The organism is Cellvibrio mixtus subsp. mixtus J3-8 (assembly GCF_000766945.1).
Lineage (GTDB): Bacteria > Pseudomonadota > Gammaproteobacteria > Pseudomonadales > Cellvibrionaceae > Cellvibrio > Cellvibrio mixtus_A.
The window spans coordinates 671,005-695,771 of record NZ_KN266207.1; the positions used below are offsets into that span (position 1 = coordinate 671,005).

19 protein-coding genes are annotated in these 24,767 nt (G+C 45.7%); 16 read left to right on the forward strand and 3 right to left on the reverse strand.

What is annotated here, in order from left to right:
* Positions 1 to 184: 184 nt before the first annotated feature.
* The 10 genes from smc to A596_RS08010 all read left to right on the forward strand — a co-directional run bounded on the left by smc (position 185) and on the right by A596_RS08010 (position 15,499).
* On the forward strand, positions 185 to 3,694 hold the full coding sequence (smc, locus tag A596_RS07965; RefSeq protein WP_039913585.1) for a chromosome segregation protein SMC: 3,510 nt from the start codon (positions 185 to 187) through the stop codon (positions 3,692 to 3,694).
* A gap of 28 nt (positions 3,695 to 3,722) precedes the next feature.
* A complete protein-coding gene (zipA, locus tag A596_RS07970; protein ID WP_039913586.1) occupies positions 3,723 to 4,907 on the forward strand; it encodes a cell division protein ZipA in 1,185 nt (394 codons plus the stop codon).
* Positions 4,908 to 5,023: 116 nt separating this feature from the next.
* Positions 5,024 to 7,063, forward strand: a complete 2,040-nt coding sequence (ligA, locus tag A596_RS07975) for an NAD-dependent DNA ligase LigA (protein WP_039913587.1) — start codon at positions 5,024 to 5,026, stop codon at positions 7,061 to 7,063.
* Position 7,064: 1 nt separating this feature from the next.
* Positions 7,065 to 7,673, forward strand: a complete 609-nt coding sequence (locus A596_RS07980) for a transglycosylase SLT domain-containing protein (protein ID WP_039913589.1) — start codon at positions 7,065 to 7,067, stop codon at positions 7,671 to 7,673.
* Between the two features lie 15 nt (positions 7,674 to 7,688).
* Entirely contained in the window at positions 7,689 to 8,114 is a 426-nt protein-coding gene (locus A596_RS07985) for a hypothetical protein (protein ID WP_039913590.1), read from the forward strand.
* Positions 8,115 to 8,153: 39 nt separating this feature from the next.
* Entirely contained in the window at positions 8,154 to 9,137 is a 984-nt protein-coding gene (gene hemB / locus A596_RS07990) for a porphobilinogen synthase (RefSeq protein ID WP_039913591.1), read from the forward strand.
* A 36-nt stretch (positions 9,138 to 9,173) separates the two neighbouring features.
* A complete protein-coding gene (locus tag A596_RS07995) occupies positions 9,174 to 9,548 on the forward strand; it encodes a DUF3012 domain-containing protein (RefSeq protein ID WP_039913593.1) in 375 nt (124 codons plus the stop codon).
* A gap of 28 nt (positions 9,549 to 9,576) precedes the next feature.
* Entirely contained in the window at positions 9,577 to 11,079 is a 1,503-nt protein-coding gene (locus A596_RS08000) for a Wadjet anti-phage system protein JetA family protein (RefSeq protein ID WP_039913595.1), read from the forward strand.
* Positions 11,076 to 11,843 (forward strand): DUF4194 domain-containing protein, encoded by a 768-nt coding sequence (locus A596_RS08005; RefSeq protein ID WP_039913597.1) that lies wholly within the window; start codon positions 11,076 to 11,078, stop codon positions 11,841 to 11,843. Before A596_RS08000 ends, A596_RS08005 begins: the two co-directional genes overlap by 4 nt.
* 8 nt (positions 11,844 to 11,851) lie before the next feature.
* Complete coding sequence (locus A596_RS08010) at positions 11,852 to 15,499, forward strand: ATP-binding protein (protein ID WP_039913599.1); 3,648 nt, start codon at positions 11,852 to 11,854, stop codon at positions 15,497 to 15,499.
* 134 nt (positions 15,500 to 15,633) lie between these two features.
* Here the strand turns inward: A596_RS08010 and A596_RS08015 are convergent, their stop codons facing one another.
* The gene (locus tag A596_RS08015) at positions 15,634 to 16,314 is read right to left on the reverse strand and encodes a response regulator (protein WP_235425647.1); all 681 of its coding nucleotides are present in this window, start codon (positions 16,312 to 16,314) and stop codon (positions 15,634 to 15,636) included.
* 97 nt (positions 16,315 to 16,411) lie between these two features.
* Between A596_RS08015 and A596_RS08020 the strand changes: the two genes are divergently transcribed.
* From A596_RS08020 to A596_RS08040, 5 genes are all read left to right on the forward strand, one after another.
* Positions 16,412 to 17,275 carry an ATP-binding protein gene (locus tag A596_RS08020; RefSeq protein WP_039913601.1) on the forward strand — a complete coding sequence of 288 codons (864 nt, stop codon included), beginning with the start codon at positions 16,412 to 16,414 and terminating at the stop codon, positions 17,273 to 17,275.
* 173 nt (positions 17,276 to 17,448) lie between these two features.
* Positions 17,449 to 19,650, forward strand: coding sequence for a 5-histidylcysteine sulfoxide synthase (gene ovoA / locus A596_RS08025; RefSeq protein WP_084128144.1), 2,202 nt, complete (start codon positions 17,449 to 17,451; stop codon positions 19,648 to 19,650).
* A 90-nt stretch (positions 19,651 to 19,740) separates the two neighbouring features.
* Positions 19,741 to 20,307, forward strand: coding sequence for a dihydrofolate reductase family protein (locus A596_RS08030; RefSeq protein ID WP_039913602.1), 567 nt, complete (start codon positions 19,741 to 19,743; stop codon positions 20,305 to 20,307).
* A gap of 267 nt (positions 20,308 to 20,574) precedes the next feature.
* Positions 20,575 to 21,345, forward strand: coding sequence for a DNA/RNA non-specific endonuclease (locus A596_RS08035; protein ID WP_039913603.1), 771 nt, complete (start codon positions 20,575 to 20,577; stop codon positions 21,343 to 21,345).
* Between the two features lie 188 nt (positions 21,346 to 21,533).
* Positions 21,534 to 22,298: a glycosyltransferase gene (locus tag A596_RS08040; RefSeq protein WP_039913604.1), complete on the forward strand. Its 765-nt coding sequence runs from the start codon at positions 21,534 to 21,536 to the stop codon at positions 22,296 to 22,298.
* Position 22,299: 1 nt separating this feature from the next.
* Here A596_RS08040 and A596_RS08045 read toward each other — a convergent pair whose 3' ends face one another.
* Both A596_RS08045 and A596_RS08050 read right to left on the reverse strand, forming a co-directional pair.
* Positions 22,300 to 22,515 carry a hypothetical protein gene (locus A596_RS08045; protein ID WP_039913605.1) on the reverse strand — a complete coding sequence of 72 codons (216 nt, stop codon included), beginning with the start codon at positions 22,513 to 22,515 and terminating at the stop codon, positions 22,300 to 22,302.
* A 602-nt stretch (positions 22,516 to 23,117) separates the two neighbouring features.
* Positions 23,118 to 24,155, reverse strand: coding sequence for a lipase family protein (locus A596_RS08050; protein ID WP_039913607.1), 1,038 nt, complete (start codon positions 24,153 to 24,155; stop codon positions 23,118 to 23,120).
* A gap of 174 nt (positions 24,156 to 24,329) precedes the next feature.
* Between A596_RS08050 and A596_RS08055 the strand changes: the two genes are divergently transcribed.
* On the forward strand, positions 24,330 to 24,755 hold the full coding sequence (locus A596_RS08055; protein ID WP_039913608.1) for a GFA family protein: 426 nt from the start codon (positions 24,330 to 24,332) through the stop codon (positions 24,753 to 24,755).
* Positions 24,756 to 24,767 lie beyond the last annotated feature (12 nt).

Consider the following 24,767-nt stretch of genomic DNA (forward strand, 5'->3'; position numbering starts at 1 on the left):
ATCCCGCCCTTAAATGTTTTTTCACAGGGCGGGATTTTTTTTGCTACTCTGAAAAACATTAACAAAATCAATTGGCTAGGCAATCATTTTGCCGGCGGATAAATATTGAACAGGGGTGATCTGAAGTGGGGGCGCTTCCGGCACTAAAAACCTGGCTAGATACAAATAATGGTGATGTGGAACTATGCGGTTAAAGTGCATCAAGCTGGCTGGCTTTAAATCTTTTGTTGATCCGACAACGGTCAACTTTCCCAGCAATTTGTGCGCTGTTGTAGGCCCCAATGGTTGCGGTAAATCCAACATCATCGACGCTGTGCGCTGGGTAATGGGTGAATCTTCCGCCAAAAACCTGCGTGGCGAAAACATGACTGACGTTATCTTTAACGGCTCCAGCGGCCGGAAACCGGTTGGTCAGGCTTCTATCGAATTGGTATTTGATAACTCGGATGCCACCCTCACTGGCGAATATGCCGGCTTCACTGAAATTAGTATCAAGCGCAAAGTTTCTCGCGATGGCGACAATAGCTATTACCTGAACGGTACCAAATGCCGCCGTCGTGATATTACAGACATTTTCCTCGGCACTGGTTTGGGGCCACGTAGTTACGCGATTATCGAGCAGGGCATGATCTCCAAATTGATCGAAGCCAAGCCGGAAGAGTTGCGTGTTTATATCGAAGAAGCAGCTGGTATTTCCAAATACAAAGAGCGCCGTAAAGACACTGAAAACCGCATGCGTCGTACCCAGGAAAACCTGGAGCGTTTAACGGATATTCGCGATGAATTGGAACGGCAATTATCGCGCCTGCAGCGTCAGGCCCAGGCAGCGGAAAAATATGCGGAATATAAAAAGGAAGAGCGTTTATTAAAAGCGCAACTGCAAGCGCTGAAATACCAGCAATTGGATCTGCAAGCAAAAGCCAAACAGTCTGGTATTCGCGACCTGGAGTTGCGCATGGAATCTTTTGTGACCGACCAGGTCAACAAAGATACCCAAATCGAAAAATATCGTACCCAATACACAGAGTTGGGAGATAAGTTTAACGAAGTTCAAGGCCGTTACTATGCAATAGGTGCAGAAATTGCGCGTCTTGAGCAAAGCATCCAGCATGCGAATGAGCGCGCACGCCAGCTGCAGGCTGACCTGGATCAAACTACACGTGATAGCAAAGAAGCTGAAGAGAATTTAGCGGTTGATACCCAAAAAGCGGAGACTTGGGAAGCAGAATTGCTGGAACTGGAGCCGGAACTGAATTTGATTAAAGCAGCTGAAGAAACCTCCAGTGAGTCATTGATCGATGCTGAAGAGTCCATGCAGCGTTGGCAAAATGACTGGGACAGTTTTAACCAGCGCGCTTCCGAGCCGCGCCAGCGTGCCGAAGTTCAACAATCCCGTATTCAACATCTGGAACAAGTCCAGCAGCGCCTGTTGCAGCGCATTGAAAAATTACGCGAAGAAAAAAATAATCTGCAAGAGGGTTCTGAAGATGAATCCATTAACCAATTGAATGAACAATTGGCAGAAATGGATTTGGTTGCCGAAGAAAAACGCTCGCAACTGGATGAGCAATCCGAACAGCTCGATAACACTCGCAACGACAATAATCGTTTGGTTAACGAACTGGATCAGGTTAAAAGTAAATTACAAACCATGCGTGGTCGCCATGCTTCATTGGAGGCATTGCAGCAGGCCGCGTTAGGCGAAAAAAATAAAGCGGTTACGCAGTGGTTAAGCCAGCAAGGTTTGAGTAGCAACACTCGTCTGGCTGAATCGGTCAGTGTTAACGATGGTTGGGATAAGGCATTGGAAACAGTGTTAGGGTCCAGCTTGCAAGCTGTTTGTACCGATAATCTGGATTCGGTTGTAACCCTGCTCGGTGATTTAACCCAGGGAGAATTGGTTTTATTCGACACAGTGGCAAAAAGCGTAGCAACTTCCTTCAATAAAGCTAAATTATTGAGTGATAAAGTAAGTGCGGCATGGGATGTCGGTGGCGTGCTTGCTGGTATTTATATTGCTGAAGATCTTGCTGCGGCATTGGCCGTTCGTGCGCAATTATCTGCTGGTGAATCAGTCATTACGCGCGATGGCATCTGGTTGAGCCCGCATTGGGTGCGCGTTACTCGCGATACCGATGCAAGCTCCGGTGTTATTGCTCGCCGCCAGGAACTGGAAGAATTAAATGCGCAGTTGGCAGATGCAGAAGATCAAGTTGAATTGCTGAATTTACAATTGGAAGAGGGGCGTGCAACCGTTAAGCGCCTCGAGCAAGACCGGGAAACCCTGCGTCGTGAAGTTGATGAGCAAAATCGTAAATACGGTGAATTGCGTTCACAGCTGAGTGCAAAACAAGTTCGTGTTGAACAAATTAATATGCGTCGTGAGCGCGCAGAAAATGAAATTCGCGAAGCACGCGAGCAAATGGAGCAGGAAGCGGAGCATTTGTCAGAAGCGCGAATGATTTTGGGCGAAGCCATCGAAATGATGGAGCAAGATACAGAACTGCGCGAAACCTTGCTGCAACAACGCGATGATATTCGTACCGGGCTGGATACCGCTCGCCAACGTGCGCGCCATGACAAAGACAAAGCCCATGAATTAGCCATGCGTTTCCAATCGGTAAAAACGCAATTGGATTCAATCCGTTTGGGAATTGGCCGTTTGCAGGAGCAAACATCGCGCTTACAAGAACGCCGTGAAAATTTGTTGGCGAGTATTGCCGATAATCGCGATCCGGTTGAGGAATATAAGCTCGAATTAGAGGCAAGCCTGGCAAAACGCCTGTCGGTAGAAGCTTCATTAACCGAAGCGCGTCGCGCGTTGGAAACGGTTGAGCAGGAGTTGCGAAGTTCCGAGCAGGCGCGTGGGCGTGCCGAACAGGAAGTGCAAGCGGTGCGTGCTCATCTTGAGCAGGAGCGCCTTGCAGCACAAATGTTTGAAGTGCAGCGCGCAACGATTGTTGAGCAGTTGCAGGAAGATGAATTAAATCTGGATGCTATTCTGGCAGAAATGCCGGAAGGCACAGAAGTAAAGCCGCTGGAAGAAGAATTGGAATCCATTGCCGGGCGTATTTCCCGTCTTGGGCCAATTAACCTTGCGGCGATTGATGAATATAAAACCGAGTCCGAGCGCAAAAACTATCTGGATGCACAAAATGCAGATCTGATGGAAGCATTGGAAACGCTGGAAAATGCGATTAAACGTATTGATCGTGAAACTCGTACCCGCTTTAAAGAAACATTTGACCAGGTTAATAAAAGTTTGCAGGAGCTGTTCCCCAAAGTCTTTGGTGGCGGCCATGCATATCTGGAATTAACGGGTGATGAGTTGCTGGATACCGGCATTACCATTATGGCGCGCCCACCGGGCAAGCGTAACAGCACAATTCATTTGCTTTCCGGTGGTGAAAAGGCGCTGACCGCAATTGCCTTGGTATTTTCGATTTTCCGTTTGAATCCTGCACCTTTCTGTATGCTTGATGAGGTGGATGCACCGCTTGATGACGCCAACGTTGGTCGCTATGCGCGCATGGTGGAAGAAATGTCAGAGCATGTGCAATTTATTTATATCACCCACAACAAAAATGCGATGGAAATGGCGCATCAATTGCTGGGTGTTACCATGCATGAACCTGGTGTCTCCCGCTTGGTAACAGTGGATGTAGACGAAGCCGCAGAATTAGCTGCGGTTTAATGTTGAATAATTTATTACGGATTAACTTATGAAAGATTTGGCCATCATCATAGGTACCATTTTGATTCTGATTATTCTTATTGACGGAATCAGACGTAAGCGCAATGAGCGCTATGGCAGCATTAAAGTATCGCGCTCACTCAAGAAGAGTTTGAAGAATCATTCTGATGATCGTGATGATGATATTCCTGAGGAGACGCCCAGTTATACCAGCGAGCTACCCAATGGCGGTGCGCGTGTAATTGGGCAACGCGATCCCAGTATTCCTGTTCCCAGTATTGAGAAAAAAGCACAAGCAAAATCCTTTATTGAAAAGCGCTCGCGTCATGGGAATGAAGCTCCTGTTGTTGAACGCAGGGCGATCCGTGGCGAGCCACAGCAAACCAGTTTAAATCTGGGGGAATCTGTGCCGTTATTGATGGAGTCCGTTGAGGAAGCGAGGGCGGAGCCTTTTATTGGTGCGCAGGATCAGCATCAACGTATTGAGCCAGGTTTTTCCGCAACGCGTGATGATGATCTCGACGAGCAGTACGATGAGCCTGATCATGATGGTTACGATACGGATGATCGTTATGAGGCTAATGAAGATGCTGACGATTATCGCGATGATGAGTTGCAAGAAGAATCTGATGTTTATACCGACAGTGATGATGATCGCGATTATGATGAAGATCAATACGCGGAAGATGATTACGAAGATCAAGATGATTTTGATAATGAGGGCACTGCTCAGGAATCGCAACGAAATCTTGCGGGCAAGCAACCTGCTGAACCGGAAGAAGTTTTAATTATTAATGTAATGGCCCATAAAGGTGAGATGCTCAATGGTGCCGAATTGCTTGATGTGATTTTGCAGTGTGGAATGCGTTACGGCAGCATGGATATTTTCCATCGATACAGCGATGCAAAAGGCGAAGGTGCTTTATTGTTCAGTATGGCGAACATGGTAAAACCCGGCACGTTTGATCTGGATGCAATGGATGAGTTTGAAACGCCTGGTGTAAGTTTATTTATGACGCTGCCAATCGATGCAGATTCCATGCAATCGTTCGAGTTAATGGTTGATACAGCCCAGGCTATCGCTGAAGGTTTAAATGGCGAATTAAAAGATGAGCAACGTAGCGCCATGACTCGCCAGACATTAGAACATTGCCGTCAGCGTATCCGGGATTTCGAACGTATGCGTTTATTTCGCCGTCCGCCGCGCCAGTAATTTATTATTTCAATGAAGCACAGGGAGGTGCGTAACGTTTTTTGACGAATCACATACTGCAAGCTAAGGCATGAATCGCGCATCGCCCCAAGCCGAGTCATCAGGTATTTTTATTCATGTCTACCTCTCCTATCGATAATTTCCTTCATGAGATTAATGAACTGCGCAAGCAAATCAATTTCCACAGCTATCGTTATTATGCGCTGGATGATCCGGAAATTACTGATGCTGAATACGACAGGTTGATGCGTCGCTTGCAGGAATTGGAAGCTCAATATCCTGACGCAATTACACCGGATTCGCCCACCCAGCGTGTAGGTTCCGCACCCTTAACGGCCTTTCAAACAGTTGCTCACGAAATGCCAATGTTATCGCTGGATAACGCATTTAGTGATGAAGAGTTACTAGCGTTTAATCAACGCATTCTGGATCGCTTAAAAACGTCAGGCGATATTGAATATGCCTGTGAAGTAAAACTTGATGGAATTGCGGTTAGTCTTTTGTATCGCGATGGTGTCCTTGTCCGTGGTGCTACTCGCGGTGATGGGACCAATGGCGAAAATATCACCCAAAACGTACGCACCATTAATTCAATTCCATTGCGTTTGCACGGAGAGGGTTTTCCTGCTGTGTTAGAAGTGCGTGGTGAAATTTATATGCCTAAAACTGCCTTTAATGCGCTTAATGAAAAAGCGCGTGCGGCAGATGAAAAATTATTTGTAAATCCACGCAATGCGGCAGCGGGTGCTTTGCGTCAATTGGATTCGCGTATTACTGCAAGTCGTCGCCTGGAAATGTGTGCCTACAGTGTTGGTTTGGTTGAGGGTGGGGATCTGCCTGAAACTCACAGTGGAGTATTGGCTGCATTAAAGCGCTGGGGGTTTTTAACCAACCGCGAAACTGATGTAGCAAAAAATATCCAGCAGGCAATCGAGTTTTATCGCCGCATCGGTGAAAAGCGTGATGCACTTGCTTACGATATTGACGGCATTGTATTCAAAGTTAATTCTCGTCAATTGCAAAATGAATTGGGTTTTATTTCCCGCGCACCGCGTTGGGCGATCGCCTATAAGTTTCCTGCACAAGAAGAATCTACAACATTATTGGATGTTGAATTTCAAGTAGGACGAACCGGTGCAGTAACGCCAGTGGCGCGCTTACAACCTGTGTTTGTTGGTGGTGTTACCGTCGCGAATGCAACGCTTCATAATCGCGATGAAATCCAGCGCCTCGGTTTAAAAATTGGCGATGCCGTAATTGTTCGCCGGGCAGGTGATGTAATTCCGCAAATTGTGCAGGTGATCGAGTCCAGGCGCCCCGAAAATGCGCGCGATATTGTTTTCCCTGAACATTGCCCGGTTTGTGGTTCACCGGTAGAAACGGTTGCTGATGAAGCGGTTGCACGTTGTTCCGGTGGGTTGGTCTGCGCCGCACAACGCAAGGAAGCAATCAAACATTTTGCTGCACGCAAAGCCATGAACGTGGAAGGCTTGGGCGATAAGCTGGTAGAGCAATTAGTCGATTTGGGCCTGGTAAACACACTGGCTGATATTTACAGCCTAACGCGTGAACAATTGGCTGGTCTGGATCGTATGGGTGAAAAATCGGCCGACAATATTTTGCTCGCACTGGAAAATACCAAAAAGACCACATTAGCCAAATTTATTTTCGCGCTTGGAATTCGCGAAGTGGGTGAGGCAACTGCGCGGAATTTTGCTAATTATTTTGGTAGTTTTGAAGCATTGGCAGCGGCTGATGAGGAGGCCCTGCAAAAAGTCCCGGATGTGGGCCCGGTAGTCGCGCATTTTGTGGCAGAGTTTTTTGGTCAGGAATCTAATCGTATTGCTGTTCAAAAATTACGTGAAGCCGGTATCCATTGGGATAATATTGAAGTTGCCAGCCCCGAAGAGCTTCCATTAAATGGCCTTACTTATGTATTAACCGGCACTCTGGAAGCTTTATCTCGCGATGATGCCAAAGCGCATCTCCTGGCATTAGGTGCAAAAGTTGCGGGTAGTGTTTCAGCAAAAACTGATTATGTAGTTGCCGGCCCCGGGGCAGGTTCAAAATTGGCAAAAGCGGAAGAACTTGGTTTGAACGTGATGGACGAACCGGCATTACTTGAATTATTGCGCGAGCATGGACGGTCTATTTAAGATGATTTCATTTATCAAAATATTGTTGGTAGCAAGTCTGTTGGGAATGGTGGGGTGTTCAACATTGCCCCCATCAAACCCTAATAATCTGTGCGATATTTTTGATGAAAAATCATCCTGGTACAAAGATGCCAAAAAAGCCGAAAAGCGTTGGGGGTCTCCGGTACCAGTGATGATGTCAATCATCTACCAGGAATCCATGTTCAGGCATAACGCACGCACGCCGCGAACAAAAATTCTGTGGATCTTCCCTGGCCCGCGCAAGAGCGATGCATTTGGATACCCGCAAGCGAAAAATGCTGTGTGGGGTGAATACCAGGATCAAGGAGGAAACAGTTTTGCCCGGCGCGATAATTTTGGTGATGCCATCGATTTTATTGGTTGGTACAACAAACAAAGCCAAAAACGCAGTCGCATTGGTTTGAGCGACGGGTACAATTTATACCTTGCCTATCACGAAGGTCATGGTGGTTATAATCGCGGTACTTACCGGCAAAAAGGTTGGTTAATGAATACCGCACAGAAAGTTCAAACCCGTTCGCAGCAATATGCAAGTCAACTGCAAAATTGCGAAGAGCGTTTTAAGGGCAGTTGGTGGTGGCCTTTTTAAAGTAGAGAAACAGCTATGGATCAAGAATCAATTGTTTATGGTTGTATCAAGGATATAGCGCCGACTGCGGCGGAATCAGAACGGATTCGGGTAAATCGCGATGCAATGTTGTCATTGCCGCGGGCCGAAGAATGGCCGTTTTTGAGTCAGGAAATGTTTTCGATCCCGACTGCGGAATCTGCTTTCTATAATTATCAAACCGAAGTTATGCATTTTGGCGCATCTTATAAAGCCGTTGAATACGAATGGGATCAATGGATTGCACAATTTGAATCACTATTGAGCAAAATGTATTGGGTTTCTGCCACTGTACATTTGGAAACTGAATTATCTGGCACACATACGTTTACCTGGGAAGCCGAAAGCGGTTATCACAAGCCTGGTTCAGGGGATATGCGTGTTCGTTGTGAGTGGAGCCATGAAGGTTCACTCAGTATTTAATTTTTACAAGCCCGATTATTTTTTTACAGGCATGAGATTATGCAAATTCCATTAACAATACCGGATTTTCGTTTTCGCCGTTTGCGCAAAACGACTGCGCTGCGGGAATTAGTGCGTGAAACTCATGTGCGCATGAGCGATTTTATTCTGCCGATTTTTATCGAAGAAGGTATTGATGCACCGGTGCCAATAAAATCCATGCCAGATGTCAATCGTTATCCCGAAGCGCAACTTGCTGAAATTGTACAGCGTGCATGGAGTAAAGGTGTTCGCGCGGTTATTTTATTTGGTGTGTCAACACATAAAGACCATGTGGGCTCAGATACCTGGAGTGAAGATGGTTTACTGGCGCGCATGATTCGCACTGCCAAGCAAGCACAACCGGATATGTTGGTGATTAGCGATAATTGCTTTTGCGAATACACCACCCATGGCCATTGCGGTGTAGTGCATGATCACGATGTCGATAACGACAAAACGCTCGCCAATTTGCAAAAACAAGTTGTGCTTGCGGCACAAGCCGGTGTGGATATGATTGCACCATCGGGCATGATGGACGGCATGATCAGCGCAATTCGCGAGGCATTGGATGCTGCCGGGTTCACACACATTCCAATCATGTCCTATTCCACTAAATTTGCTTCTGCTTTCTATGGCCCATTTCGCGATGCGGTAGATAGCAGTTTTAAAGGAACCCGCAATACTTACCAAATGGACCCGGCCAATGGTCGTGAAGCCCTGGCAGAATCTTTACAGGATGAAGCGGAAGGTGCCGATATCCTGATGGTAAAACCCGGCATTGCCTATTTGGATGTGCTCGCACATATTCGCGCGAATTCGGCGCGCCCGTTAGCGGTTTACCATGTCAGTGGTGAATATGCGATGGTAAAAGCGGCAGCGGCTGCTGGTGTAATTGATGAGAAAGCGATTGTGCTGGAAACAATGACCGCATTTAAACGCGCCGGTGCAGATTTAATCATTACCTATTACGCCGAAAAAATGGCTGACTGGCTTGCCGCTTAATTACATTTAATCCCTGTGGGGGTTTACGAGTTATTTATGTTGACGTTTTTTCGCAATAATAAATTGGTTGTCAGTTTGTTTGCTGCGAGTTTATTAATAGTTTGCATAGGTGCAACCACTGTTAGTTATGTTAATCGCCAGGCGCAACAAACTACACTGGACAATGAACAAGTTCAACGAATATCCGGTATTGCCCTGCACGCGGAGCAGCAATTGCAAACCACACTGGGTGACGGTTCTGGCGCTGCTATTGCAGACGTAATTCCAGCAGCGTCTGTTGCACGTGTTGCTGCTATAAATGAGCGTGAAGTGATAATCGGTAGTGCCGATTGGTGTGAAACCAGAATGGTAAAACCTGCTGATGAGTGGACTTTGGAAGATCAACAAACTTTTGCAAAACATTGCATCTAATGCGCTGTTGTTGCTGTGAAATTATCTGATGTTTTTTAGCGATTCCCGCCAGCACTTTTTTAACCCGCTCACCGGTAAATACCGTGAACTGGTTGCGGAGTGCCTGCGCCTTTTATACCAACGCCTTTATACTGATTTACGCGATTATGGCCATGCCATGAATCGCGAACAATTGGTTGATATTTTTAAAGAAGCGATTGCCCGTGCACCAATTCTGGATGCAGATAATGCTGAACCGGATGACGGTGAAGGCCGCTTTAAAACCCAGCGTGACCTTGCGAGTTTTATTATCAATCGTTTAATTGAAAACGGTTGGCTGGAAAAGCAAGTCGATGAGACCAGCCTGCAAAGCAGCTATGGTTTTAGTCGCATGGGCCGCCTGTTTACCCAACCATTTGCTGACAACCACGCAAACCAGTTCCGCACCCGCAACCGCAACACGCGTAATACACGCAATAGTTTGCAAGCGTTTTATGAGCAGGGTGAAATTAATGATTTGCTAGATGCTTACGAATATTCCGAACGCATCATCAGTGATTTCACCGATGTCATTTCGGAACTGGAAGAACGCAAGCGCCAATTGGTGCGCGAAGTGGAATCACGGCAATTGGTGCAGCAAGCAAGCGACGAATTTTTTGACTTTATGGAAACGGTATTCAAACCGGATCTGGAAGTACGTTTATCCGCAGATAGCGTGGAAAAATATCGCGACCAGATTTCCGAATTAATTACTAAAATTCGCCGCAAACGCAAATATGGCCAGGGCGATCCTGAAACTGCTGCCAAAGATTGGCGTGCAGTCATGGAAATCCGTTTGCGCAAAGCCCTTCCTCAAAAAGTTATTCCCGGTATTTCACTGCTGGAAACGCTATTGGAAACAATCGATTCACGTTTGAAGAATGCCTGCGAAATTATGCTCCCAGCATTGCGCCGCGCGTTGAATACCTTTACCCAACGCGCGGACATTATTATTCGCCAGCTCAGCTACATTAACAGCCGTGGGCAAGATGATTTAATGGATATTTATCGCTCCCTGGCCGATTTGGCGCCGGAGCAGCAAGACCAGTTATTTATTGAGCAGGGTGAAGCGCTTGCCAGTTTGCAAATGGGTTTTGTTGATCCATCCCAAATCCAGCTGCGTGCGCCGCGCAGTATTCAATTAATTCGTTCGCAATTGGATGAAGACAAGGCGTTGGATGCGGAAGCGCAGAAAAATATATTTATCCAGCAAGCGCTGGATAAAGCGTTTATTTTGCAATCAAGCAGTATTCGCGATTTTGTTCATGCTGCACTCGCGGAAAATGGCAGCGTCAGCAGCAGCGAGTTGCAGGCGAGGAATATGGAAGAATTATTGGGGCTCTCCCACGCCGTTGAAGTGGGCGCGGCTGCAAACCTTTCGTCCCGTTACCGTTTTGTGGTGCATCAACGAGATGAATGGTTGCATGGACAACCGTTAATTCAGAAAGACAAATATTTCAAACAGCGCGATGAATTTGTTATCAGCCTGGTTGATGATGGTGAAAAATCATGAGTGAACCACTAACCGCCGCGCTGCAAGAGCAGTTGGATAAACATAATATTTCGCTGGATAACTGGCGTGAGCTTATTCAACGCCTGTTGGATTACGGCGTTCTTTGCCGGGATGATAGCCAGGTTGAAGCAGAGTTGTATGATCGTTTTGTACGTATAGTGCCGCTGGTTGACGATTTTTTTAGCTTGATAGGTATTCGCTTTCAACACGATAGCCACTTTCGTTTTGTAAGGGTGTTGCCGCCTGGGGCGCGTTTGCCCGGGATGGACGATGAAAGTGACGAACCCTTTAATGCCGGTTTGCGCAATCGTTTAAACCAACATGAAGTTGCGCTGATCCTGGTATTGCGTGCGGAATACGATAAAGCCTTGCGTGAAGGTGGAATTGATGAACAAGGTTGTGCCACCTTATCGTTGGAGGCGATTGCGCTCGCTATGAAAAGTTTATTGCGTCGTAGCCTGCCAGAAAACCTGGGGGAGCGCCGCGCCGCTTTCAAACGTTTACGCCAATTGCGCCTCGTGCATTTTATGGCAGAAGCGGATATCGATTCTGGCGAGAGCTGGATCAAGATTCGCCCGTTAATTATTAATCTGGTAAATAATGAATGGCTTGCACAAATCCGCAATCATTTGGCGGACAATTTATTACTGGTTGATGATGACGCGGACGACGCTGATGATGAATCTGCCACCGAGAATCGCGCTGCGAAAAAATCTGCCCCGCATATCAATCGCTCGCTGTTTGCGACTGATACTGATTCCTGAGTAACGCTATGTACTTAAAAAAATTCATTTACATCAACTGGGGTAATGTTCCCAACTCGGAATTCGAGTTCGGTCCCATCAATTTGTTTTCCGGTGGCAATGGCTCAGGGAAAACCACCGCGGCGGATGCGATTCAAACCATCATGACTGCTGCGCATGACAACCTGTTCCATTTCAACCCGGGGCAAGATGAGTCCAGCCAGCGTGGTCGTGGTGGAAAACTGGTGCGAACACTCGCGTCTTATGTATTAGGTTGTGATGATGGTGCCTATTCGCGTCCACAGGGTTGCGATGGTTACCTGGCAGCAGTGTTTTATCCAACACAAGGCGAAAACAGTGAACCATTCACCGCGTTGATTGGTATGCGCGCGTTTCTGGAAACTACCGGGCAGGGTGCATCGCTGCAAAAAGTAGCGCGTCTGGACGACACCCAGTTTTTTATTTTGAATGACGTGGCGCTAACATTAAGCGATTTATTGAAAGAAGAAAAAACGCATAAATATGTTGTACCACTCGATAAACTCTATGCGAGCTTGCGCCGTCAGTATGGACAGCAACAAGTAGAAAAATACGATAAGAAAAAATCCTACCTTTGTCGCTTTTACGGGATTTTGCGGGGCAGGGTTGATGCAGTGTCTGAACGTGAAGCGATGAATGCCGCGCGCGCATTTTCCCGTTTTATGGCTTACAAGCCGATTAAAGGTATTGATGAGTTTGTTGCGAACGAAATTCTGGAGTATCGCGATCTCGGTGAAGCCATTCGCAGCGTTTCTACCATGTTGAAACGTATCCACACTATGGAAGCTGATGCGCGGCAATTGCGTCAGGGTATTGAACGGATGGCTCAGGGCCGGCAGTTTGCAGACAATTTTATTAGTAATTGGCTCGAGCAGCAGGTGTTGTTGTATTCCGTTGCCAAACGCCGCTATGCAGATTCACAAAGTCATTACCTGGATGCAAAACACAAGCAACAATTGTTGCGTGAAACTTCCGCCAGCAACCAGCAGGCTCTGGCAGCTTGTGATGCCCAACGGGATGAAATTAACCAGTTAATCCTTGCTGCAACGGCACGGCGTTTGGGTGTGCCTGCGTTGCGCGACAAGGATCAATTGGAACAGGAAAAGATTGCCCAGGAAAAATTAATCCAGGCACAAGTACCGGAACTGCGCAAGCAGCACCAGCAATTGCAAATCAACATTGAAGCCGCGCAGCAATTAGCACTGGCTCTGCGCCAAACCTCTATCAGTGTAGATTTGCCCGCATTTAAAGAAGGTAACCTGACGAATTTAATCAAATCGATTTGTGCAGAAAATCCGGTGCAGGATATTCATCAGCTATTGAACCGGGACTGGATTCAACATTCGCAGGATGACCAGCTTACAGCTGTCCTTGAACTGCAAAAAAATCACAATGCATTTTTCGCCAGCTTATTTGAAGCGGATGCAGGGCATACCCATTTGCGTGACCAGCTCGCCCAAGAGCGCGATAAACGCAAAGCCCAGGCCGAACGTTTGCAAAAAGCAATTGATAGCAAGCGCCGTGAAATACAAACCCTGGAAACCAAACAAGTTAGTTATCCCGGTTTTGTGCGCGCCGCGCTGGATGCAATTCATGCGCAATGCCCCAAGGCAGATGCCCGTGTGCTTTGTGATTATGTGGATGTGAAAGATCGCGAATGGCAATCAGCGATTGAAGGTTATATTGGCGCTGCGCGCTTCGGTATTATTGTCGAGCCGGAATACGAAGCTGATGCGATTGCTATTGTGCGCGGCATGAGCGGCCAGGCAAAAAGTGCACGTATCATCCAGGGTGAAAAAGCGCGCAAGGATTTGGATAAGTTACAGGACAATACCCATAACTCCATTACGCAAATTATGAGTTTTGCCCACGCCACTGCTGAAGCCTACATTAAAGCAAGCTATGGCAATGTGCAGCGCGTGGATAACGCGAAAGAATTAAAAAATACCCGTCGCGGTATCACCAAGGATGCGATGGGGTCTGGTAATTATGCAATGTTCCGTTGCGACATGGCGGAATCCGAGCTGGTATTTGGCCAGGGCGCACGTGAGCGCGCACTGGAAGCAAAACGCCACGAATTCCATGATCTTGTTGCAGAATGGCAAGCAGCGGGCCGCCACTCGGAAGAAGCGCAGGAATTATTAATTTCGATTGATAAATTAAAAGCACTTGCCTACGCCGATTGTTTGCAAGCGATGACCACTGCGCAAACTCGCATCGCTGCGATTGATGCAAAATTGCAGCAACTTGACTTGAGCGATACCAAAGCGCTGGAAGCAGAATTGCAGGAATTGAACCTGCGCCTGCAAACGCAGAATGAAACTTATACTCGCCTGAATAACACGCAAATCGATTGTCGCGCCGAATTAAAGCTCGCCGATAATCAATGCCATAAGCTGGATGCCGAGCAGGATAAAAACCTGGCAATTGCGGATAACTGTGAATCCAATGTACAGGCAATTACCGCATTGTGGCCAGAGTTTGACGCAGATGCCCGGCTGCAAATAGCAGATGAAACTATTACCCAGCATTCCAGCCAATATTTTGATAATCAATTGGCCGGTGTGAATGCGGAATTAAAAACAATCCTTCATCGCTTGCAGCAAGCGGCAATGATGCATAACCAGTTTTGCTCCAGCAGTGATTCCATCCTGTTTGATGTGGATTATAACGATGATTTGGGTAGCAATAATTTCCGCGCGATTTGCGAAATCCGCCGGCAGTTTGATGCGCTTTATAATCGCGATAAAAACCATATCCTTGCGCAGCGCCATAAAGAAATTGAATCCTTGCGTGAAAGTTTCAATAACGCCTTCGTCAGTAATTTGTGCCATTCAATTTTCCAGGCGATTAACGACGGTAAGAAAATCCTGGAGGACTTGAATAGGGAATTGGAACACCATCGCTTTGGTGCGGACCGTGAGCGTTTTCGTTTCGATTGGGATTGGGTGCCGGAATTTAAAGAATACTGGCAATTTTTTAAAGCGGTAATGGATAGTCCGACTGCCGGTGGCGATGAAAACGAAACCTTGTTCACCATGAAATTGGATGACAAACACCAAAAGGTGCGCGAGCGCCTGATGGCAATGTTGTTGGATGAAGATGAGCAAAAAGCCCTGCGTGAATTAACACGTATTGCAGATTACCGTAATTATCGTCGCTACGAAATTTACAAAGAACCGGAAGGTAAAGCGCCCATCGCCCTCAGCCAGTACGGTACTGGTTCCGGTGGTCAGCTGGAAACGCCGGCGTATATTATTCGCAGCGCGGCAATTACTTCTGCATTTCGCTTTAATGAAGGCAACAGCCATTTGCGTATGGTATTGGTGGATGAGGCTTTCTCCAAAATGGATGAGCATCGCTCACGTGAAGTTATTAATTATTTAACGGAAAGTTTGGGGTTGCAGTTGCTGTTCATTATGCCGAGCAGTAAATCCGGTCCGTTTATGGATTTAATTTCCAACCAGTTTGTATTCAGCAAATGCCCAACTGCTGAACCTATGGGTGAATTAAAAACGCGGGTAATGTTGGATCGACAAGTTTGTGATCAGGAAAAAATCACCAAACTTATGGCCAACCATCGCAAGGCGATTCGCCAACAGGCAGCGCTGGATTTTATGGTGGAAGTGGAAGGTTGATTTTTATTTTCACTGATACAAGGACGTTCAGTTTATATAACGCTGATAATCCCCTAACTACACTGCTAGTTTTAGTCATACCCTGTGGTTTAATGTCGATGTGCTAAAGGCTGGCCAATATATGTGCGGGGAATTTATTCCGGTGCTTTCACGTGTGGAAAAAAACGTGCAATCTTCTTAAAAAGCTTATCTCGCTCAACAGGTTTGATCACATAATCATCGATACCTTCTTCAATTGCAGAACGGATTTGTTTCGCTTCCGAGACTGCGGTAACCAATATAAATACTGTTGCAATGTAACGCTCGGCTGCGCGCATGGCGTTGTGAACCTCAAGGCCGGATTTGCCCGGCATATTCCAATCGCAAAGCACTAAATCATAAACGGGATTCGCTTCGTACATCATGCTGATACCCTGCATGCCATCGCTTGCAACATCGACCAGGTGAATGCCCGTTTCATGGAGATAGGCCGTGATCAATTCGCAAATGAGCTGGTCATCATCCACCAACAGTACACGTATTTGTCCGGGTGCCAGATCATTGCGATGTGCGAGTGCTGCCTGGCGAATGGGGGAAATAGCTTTCTCGGAAATATAATGATTGACGGTAGTTTTTTCGTTTGTCGCGGACCGTAGTTGCGCACTGATTTTATGCAGAACTGATTCAATAGTATGCAGGTTTTGCTCAAGGTTAGTTTTGGCGCTGCCTTCGGCATTATTGATGTTTTTTGTTATCCAATCGCGCTTTTGCACCAGCGTTTGCGCGATAACCTGTAGCTCTTGTTTGGTAAACATAGGCGCCCTTAACTTGTACATAAACGAAACTTCTTACAATATAGCCTAGTCTTTTTTGTTGGCTAATAACCTTTTATTGGGCCTAGCTGCGATTTTTAATAACCTAGGGAATTTTAGCGTGCCAGATTTTGATCAGTTTATTACTCGCCTTGAACAACTTGTAAATCGTGTAGAAGCCATATTGCCTGTAGCTGCAGCAGAACCTGATTGGTCGGCCAGCGCTTTTCGCTGGCGAGTAAAGCCTAACGGTAATGGCTATTTACAGGCCGTCAAGCACCCGCATTATGTGGAACTGGATGCGCTGAAAAACATCGAAACCCAAAAGAGCTCGATAGTGCGTAACACGCGCCAGTTTGTAGCGGGGCACCAAGCGAATAATGTATTGCTCACGGGCGCGCGTGGTACGGGAAAGTCCACCCTGGTTAAGGCCGTTTGGACCGCATTCGCTAAAGATGGCTTGAAGATTATCGAAGTCGATAAAACTGACCTGCTACATCTGGCCGATATTGTTGACCTTGTCGGTGAGCGCCCCGAGAAATTCATCATTTTCTGCGACGATTTATCTTTTGAAGAAGGGGAAATCAGCTATAAAGCGCTGAAATCAGTGTTGGATGGCTCTATCGCTGCGCCAACGGCAAATATGTTGTTCTATGCAACCAGTAACCGTCGCCACTTGTTACCGCAAAAAATGCGCGACAATCTGGATGTAGTTAGTTACGAAGACGGGGAAATTCGCCCTAACGATAGTATTGAAGAGAAAGTATCTTTATCCGAACGTTTCGGCCTGTGGCTAAGCTTTTACCCTTTTAGCCAGGACGATTATCTGGCCGCAGCCAATTATTGGGTGGTTAACCTCGGTGGAACCTGGAGTGACCAGGTTCAGGACGCTGCGTTGTTATGGCACCGGACGCGCGGTGCGCGCAGTGGCCGGGTTGCATGGCAATTTGCCAAGGATTATGTTGGCCGCCAGCAGCCTGATTAATAGTAATAAATTGCTAACGACTTATTGAAAGGTTATGACAAAAGTTATCGCTAACTTGAAACCATCACCTTTATGCTGCATCTACATCCATAAGGCGGAACTCTGTTGGCTCATCCAGAGCATGTTGTTCCGCCCTTGTTACCTTGCCAATAGGACACATCAGGAGTTTAACGATGCATTCAGGAGAATCCTCCTTGCGTAAAACACTTGGCGAATCCACTGCGATTTCCCCTGAACCCCAATTGATTTCCGATGCATCACTTTTCACCCGGAATCCTCTTTTCAGTAGGACCCCTGATTTGCGTGAAGGTGATGAGGCCAGCATGCGCCGCATGTTACGACATTATTTTCTGGATACCTTTATCACCTACGAATCTTTGTTTGAATGCCTGGCTAATGATCAGGCGTTTTACACCAAACCAATTAGCCTGCGTCATCCGCTGATTTTTTATTACGGTCACACGGCAACATTTTTTGTTAATAAGTTGTTATTGACTCGCATGATCGGCGAGCGTATTAACCAGCGCTTTGAATCCATGTTTGCAGTGGGTGTGGACGAAATGAGTTGGGATGATCTCAACGATGCCCACTACGAATGGCCTACACCGGCAGAAGTAAAAACCTATCGCGATCAAGTGCGTGCGCTGGTGGTGAATTTAATTGACACGGCACCGTTGCAATTGCCGGTAGATTGGGATAATCCCTGGTGGGCGATCATCATGGGGATTGAGCATGAACGCATTCACCTTGAAACATCGTCGGTATTAATTCGCCAGCATAAACTGGATTTTGTAAAACAATCAGCCAACTGGAAACCCAATCAATTTACCGGTATCGCGCCGCAAAATGAATTGGTAAAAGTGAATGCAGGGCATGTGCGTCTTGCGAAAAATAAAACTGATCCATTTTATGGTTGGGATAATGAATACGGTACGCATGAAGCTGATGTACCCGCATTTGATGCAGCAAAATTTTTAGTGAGTAACCAGGAATTTTTGCAATTTGTCGAAGCGGGCGGCTATTTAAATTCCCATAATTGGGAAGAGGAAGGGAAGGGGTGGCTTGCATTTACCAAGGTGCAACACCCTACATTTTGGGTAAAGAAAACCAACGGTTGGTATTTGCGTTTAATGACCGAAGAAATTGCCATGCCTTGGGATTGGCCAGTGGAGGTCAATTATCACGAAGCCAAAGCATTTTGTAATTGGAAAAAATCGGAAACTGGAACGCCAGTACGATTGCCAACAGAAGACGAATGGTATCGTCTTTACGACACCGCCGGTTTAAAAAATGTTAATGAGCAGGTTGCGAATGCCAATGTTCATTTGGATTATGGTGCATCATCGTGCCCGGTAAACCAATTTGCCCATGGCGAATTTTTTGATGTCATAGGGAATGTATGGCAATGGACTGAAACGCCGATTTATCCTTTCGATGGTTTTGAAGTTCACACCATTTATGATGACTTTACCACACCCACATTTGACGAGCGCCATAATTTAATCAAAGGTGGTTCATGGATTTCCTGTGGCAATGAAAGTTTATATTCATCGCGCTATGCCTTTCGCCGCCACTTTTTCCAACATGCGGGCTTCCGTTATGTTGTTTCCGGAGAAATAAAACCTGTGCCCAGTTCCCATTATGAAACCGACAAATTGGTGTCGGAATATGCAGAATTCCATTACGGCGACGAATATTTCGGTGTACCTAACTTTTCCAGGTCATTAGTGGATTTGGCGGTAAATGTTTTAGTCGATAAACCAAAACGCAAAGCATTGGATTTAGGTTGTGCAACGGGTCGTGCAACATTTGAATTGGCCCGTCATTTCGATAAAGTTACTGGTGTGGATTTCTCCGCGCGTTTTATTAACCTCGGTGTGCAACTCGCGAGCGGCGACACCCTGCGTTACACCCTTGCTGATGAAGGTGAACTCGTCTCCTATAAATCCCGTTCACTTGCTGATTTGGGCTTGGCAGGAACCACAAACAAAGTGGAGTTTTCCCAGGGCGATGCTTGCAATTTGAAATCTGTTTTTACGGGTTATGATTTCATACTCGCCGCCAACCTCATTGATCGCCTCTACAATCCTGCAAAATTCCTCAATGCAATTCACGAACGGTTGAACATAGGTGGTGTACTTATGCTTACCTCGCCATACACATGGTTAGCTGAACACACCCCTCGTGAGGATTGGGTCGGTGGCTTTAAAAAAGACGGTGAGAGTTTTACAACATTAGATGGTTTACATGAACATCTGGATAAACATTTCCGTTTGATACAAGGCCCGCAAGAAGTCCCCTTTGTCATTCGCGAAACAAAACGCAAGTTTCAACATACGCTTTCCGAGGTTACATTTTGGGAGCGAATAAAATAACCTGTGCGTTGAGTGCCTGAAACACCTGACAATTCCTGTCAAAAAATATTGCTATCCTTAGCCTGATATGAATCAGGTTAAGGAGCAATAATGAAAACCCAGTACTACACTGCCTCAAGTCTCGATGGTTTTATTGCCACAGAAGATCATTCGTTGGATTGGTTGTTTTCCCTTGCGGATATCCATCAATCCAGTTATCCGGAATTTATTGAACAGGTAGGCGCAATCGCCATGGGGTCGAGTACCTATGAATGGATGTTGCGTAATGCGGATACGATAAAAGCCCAAATGGGATCTCCATGGCCTTATGCCCAACCGGCCTGGGTTTTTAGCCATAGGACATTACCAACTATCTCGGGTGCGAATATTCATTACGTGCAAGGTGATGTGCGTGATTATCATGAACGAATGGTTACGGCAGCGAATGGCAAAAATATCTGGATCGTAGGTGGCGGCGATTTTGCTGCACAATTTTATGATGCAGGTTTGCTGGAGGAAATGATTATTCAGGTTGGTTCCGTGACTCTGGGAAAAGGCCAGCCAGTTTTTCCCCGGCGAACATTAAGCCCGGCGTTGAAATTGAAATCCGTACTGCAAATGGGCGAGGGCATGGTGGAATTGCGCTACGAAGTTTTGAGGCCTGCAGCAGTAACCTGAGTTTGCCACTACTCATTGTGTATTACCAAATGTTTATGCGCAGGGTTTTTCCTGTGATTTCCTTGCGCGGGAAATTTTTTATTAAAATAAAGTAATGGCTATCTTCCTTTTAACGTTGCAGACGAAAAAACTGGTTTTTGTTAGTCACTAAAACTTAAATAATCTGTATTAAAAGCATCATAAATTTTTAATCACCCACGACGATGATCGTTTCTCCGGCGCCATGCAAATTATTGCTGGCGCATTTTTCTTTTAAGGAGAGATGTAATGAAAAAATTGTCGTCTATTTTGGTTTCTACACTTGCTTTGGTAGCGTTTGATCTTCATGCCGCTAATTGCATTTACGGTTGTCCCACTGGCGTTTCAGGCCAAATTGTTGAGCGCTCTATTTATACATTAAATAATAACAGTTCATCAAAATTCGCCAATTGGGTTGCATACCATGTAACTCCTTCAACGATAGATGGTCCGTCGCGCACCCGTACCTGGCGCGCAGATCCGGCTATTAATTCTGCCAATACCCTTGAGCCTGCCGATTACGATAACGCCGCTGCTGTATTGGGCACAGACCGGGGCCATCAGGTTCCATTAGCTTCTTTTAGCAATACAACTGATTGGCAAGCATTGAATTATTTATCCAACATCACCCCGCAAGCCGCAAATTTAAATCAGGGCCCCTGGGAACGATTGGAAAATGCAGAGCGGACGTATGTGCGGGGTAAGGCGAAAGATTTGTATGTAGTCACGGGCCCGTTGAATGAACACTATTTTGGTACTTTGCCCAATGCAGACGAGTTCCATATTATTCCTTCTGCCTATTTCAAAGTGGTTATATTGGTAAATGGAAGTACGGTAAAAGCTTCTGCATTTATTATGAATCAGAACTCCGGACGCAATGACAATTTTTGTGGTAAGGAAGTCACTATAGATGAAGTGGAATTGCGCACTGGTTTAAATATTATGCCCTCTTTATCTTCCAGTATTCAGGCACCTGTGGAGCGCGGCCTGGGAGGATTAAAATCTGAGTTGGGATGCTAATAAAGAACTGCGTCGTCGCAATAACCTGATCCGGCGGCGCTACCTCTACGCGATTCCTCATTGTTACCTCTCTTTGATTTTTATGTGTTGTAATGTTCAATAGTTGCAAAACACCAGGTGCGGTTGTAAATTCCCTGGTGCCGTTATGGTAATTATTCAAGTGTTTAGGTAACAGGTGTGTTGTTACTATGAATGATGCAAAAAAAATTTCTATCATTATTCCTGCCCACAATGAAGAGCGATACATCAACGGTTGCCTTGCAGCAATAGTGGCAGCCTCAAATAATGTGCATCAAACTGTTGAAATAATTGTAGTGCTGAATCGCTGCAACGATGCAACGGAACAGATTGCTAAACGTTATGATGCATTCACTGTAGTTGATGGAAGTCGCTGTATTGCCGCTGTCAGGAACAGGGGAATTGCTGAGGCAACAGGAGACATCCTGGTGACTTGTGATGCGGATAGCCGCTTGCATCCACAATCCCTGGCATTGGTGGTAGAGGCATTAAGCAAGCAGGATATTATTGGTGGCGGCATGCCAATTCGTTACGACCGACGTTCGTTAGGAATAAGGATGAGTGAATTGTGTTTGGATTTCGCCGTTAAATTAACTGGATTGTCAGCAGGGGCGTTTTGGGCTGCAGCTGATACCTTTCGGTCTGTGTCCGGTTTTGATGAGAACTTATTAATCGTAGAAGATGTAGACCTTGCACGACGCATAAAGGCTTACGGCAAGTCACAGAAAAAGCGCTATATTTGCCTTAATAAAGCGCCATTATTAACTTCTGCGAGAAAGTTTGACCATTTTGGTGATTGGTCTTTCTTCAGGATGGCAACGTTGGATGCCCCGAGAATCTGGCGAAGTTTAAAAAGAATTGATACTGATTTCGCAGATGAATATTTCCACGATTTTAATGATCAAAATAAAACTGACGACAGAAATAATCGTTAAATCAATGGCATGTTTTTCCAGATTTAACAATTCCAATCCATACTCGCAACTCCAGAATTAATTGCTGTATATCGTGTATTTCACTCCACAAAATATCACGACCAACAAGTTTGCGATAAGTGTCTTCAGCAATTTGCTGGGCAACATCCATATCATTGACTGCCAGCTTTAAACCGTAACGTGCAGAATACTCTTTTTGAACCACCAGGCCAGACATACAAGACTCCTTTTTCCACGGTTAAATTTTTATTCACGGTTAAGCTTTGTTTAACACTGATACCGATGTTACTTAATTTCACAGTGGGTCTCAGTGCCCTTACAACCCGGATACGCTTTGTAAAAAATTCCCAGGCTACAGACATACTTTCATCAAAATCACCCGCCGTATTACCCAAAACCTGCAAACATTCGGACATGATTTCAAAAAATGTCCATAGCTAAAATCATTAGTACCTGAGCATGCCCGGGTGGACCATTGATTCTATTGGGTTTTACTGAATTTCGTCTTGACTGTTTAATTGGCTACAGGTTTTCCTGAATCCAACAAACGAGTTACTGGATGTTAGTCAGGCAATCCTTGTGCCAAGGTCAACTATGTAGATCTGATAAGTTATAAATGTAAGTTAATGCCAGGTTGAGCATCAACGCCCTCTGTTGGAGAGCGTTAGTCGATGGGAAAATATTACATTGATATTGCTAAGTGCGGGGGGTTGCGGAAAACCAAACATGTATTGTCTGATAGATAGTTAAATAAAATGTATTTACAGTTACTGATTGTTATACAGCGGCAAACTGTTTTAGGTTTTTGTAATGAAAAAACTACACTGCAACCGTGGGTGTTGTATTTTGTTTTTCGAGTAGCTGTTTTACGTCGTCGCGCGAATTGGCTTGTTCAAGTGCAGAGCTGGCTGCATCGGGATTGTAGCTAAGCATATTCCAACCATTGTGGGTTTGATCAGGAAATTCTCCTGTCCATAGTTGTGGTGTTACAGTAACAGCGCGAGTGACGACATATGTGTAATTTGTCAGCGCATGCCAGGACAAGATAATATCGGATACTTCGATATGATTATTTTCAACGTTAAAAGACACTAAAAATTCTTGCCCTATATCTTTAAAACTGAAAGGCCAATTAGCCGGGGGAGCTTTGGGAACCAAATCGTAAGAGTTGCGCACGCGAATTGTTTTATCTTGTAAGTGATAGGTTTGATCGTAAACAGTTTGCCAATTACTGCTTCCTACGCGTGGGCTGGCAAATGTGATACTGGTAATGCCCACATCCGGCAGGCTAACGGCCATATCAAGTGTAAATAAACTGGCGAGCGCACCACCGAGGCTATGGCCGGTAATAAAAATTTCTGTAGGAGGATCAGGCAGTTTGCCCAGCGCAGTAAAAATCTGCTTTTGCAAAGACGCTGGCATGGTATTTTTTTGGGTGAGGTAAATTTTATTGAAGCCATCGCCCACGTAAACGTTTTTAGGAAAGTTGCTGGAATTGTAAAACGGAATGAATGCAAGCGATGAACCGGATTCAAGGTCCAGCAGCATATCATCTACTGATGAAGTACCACGAAATGCAATTAAATAGGTATTATTTTGCGACGCTGATTGATACAGCAATGCATAACGTTCTTCTTCTCCGCTGCCCCAAATAACATCATCAAATCCGGTGAATCGTTGAAGGAAATTAAAGCCAATACCATCAAAAATTAACGCAGGTGGCGTGTATCCAGGATTATTGGTATTGGCAAAATCTGTGTAAGCGGCTGCAGCGGCAGCGGCCAATAAATTGGCAAATGTTGGATCAAGAAATGCATTGCCTGATAAGTCCCTGGTAATGCTGGTGGCATTGCTCATGGTTTGCTCCTTAACGGGAAACGGATTGGAAAAATATCGCATAGCTAAAATCCTGGGGTAGTATAGGCGATAACTGAAATGTGGTTATTACAAACAATTACGGATTCTGCGATGGGTGACCATTGCGGCATTAAGTATTTGCCAAACGTCAAATAAAGCAGGAAGGTGAAATAAATGCGTGGAAAATGTTTGTGTGAAGCAATTGAGTACAAAATTGAAGGTGAGCTTGGCCCTGTCTATAACTGTCACTGTTCAAAATGTCGCCGTTGGCATGCAGCTGCATTCAGGACCCGTGCGTCTATCAACAAAACCCAATTTGTATGGTTGAAGGGGGCTGATAATTTAACAGCGTATAAGTCTTCTGATTATGTCACCAAATTTTTTTGCAAAACCTGTGGTTCACCTTTAATCAGTACTTATGACAATAAGCCGGATATTCTGGGAATTCCCCTGGGGGGAATTGAGGGGATCGATGCTATAGAAGTGCAGGCTCATATTTTTGTTGGATCAAAAGCGAGCTGGCATACTATTACGGATTCGGTTCCGCAATATGAAGGTTGGCCGGGTAGTGAAGATGCTGTACGCCAAACCAACCAATAATTTTTATACGAA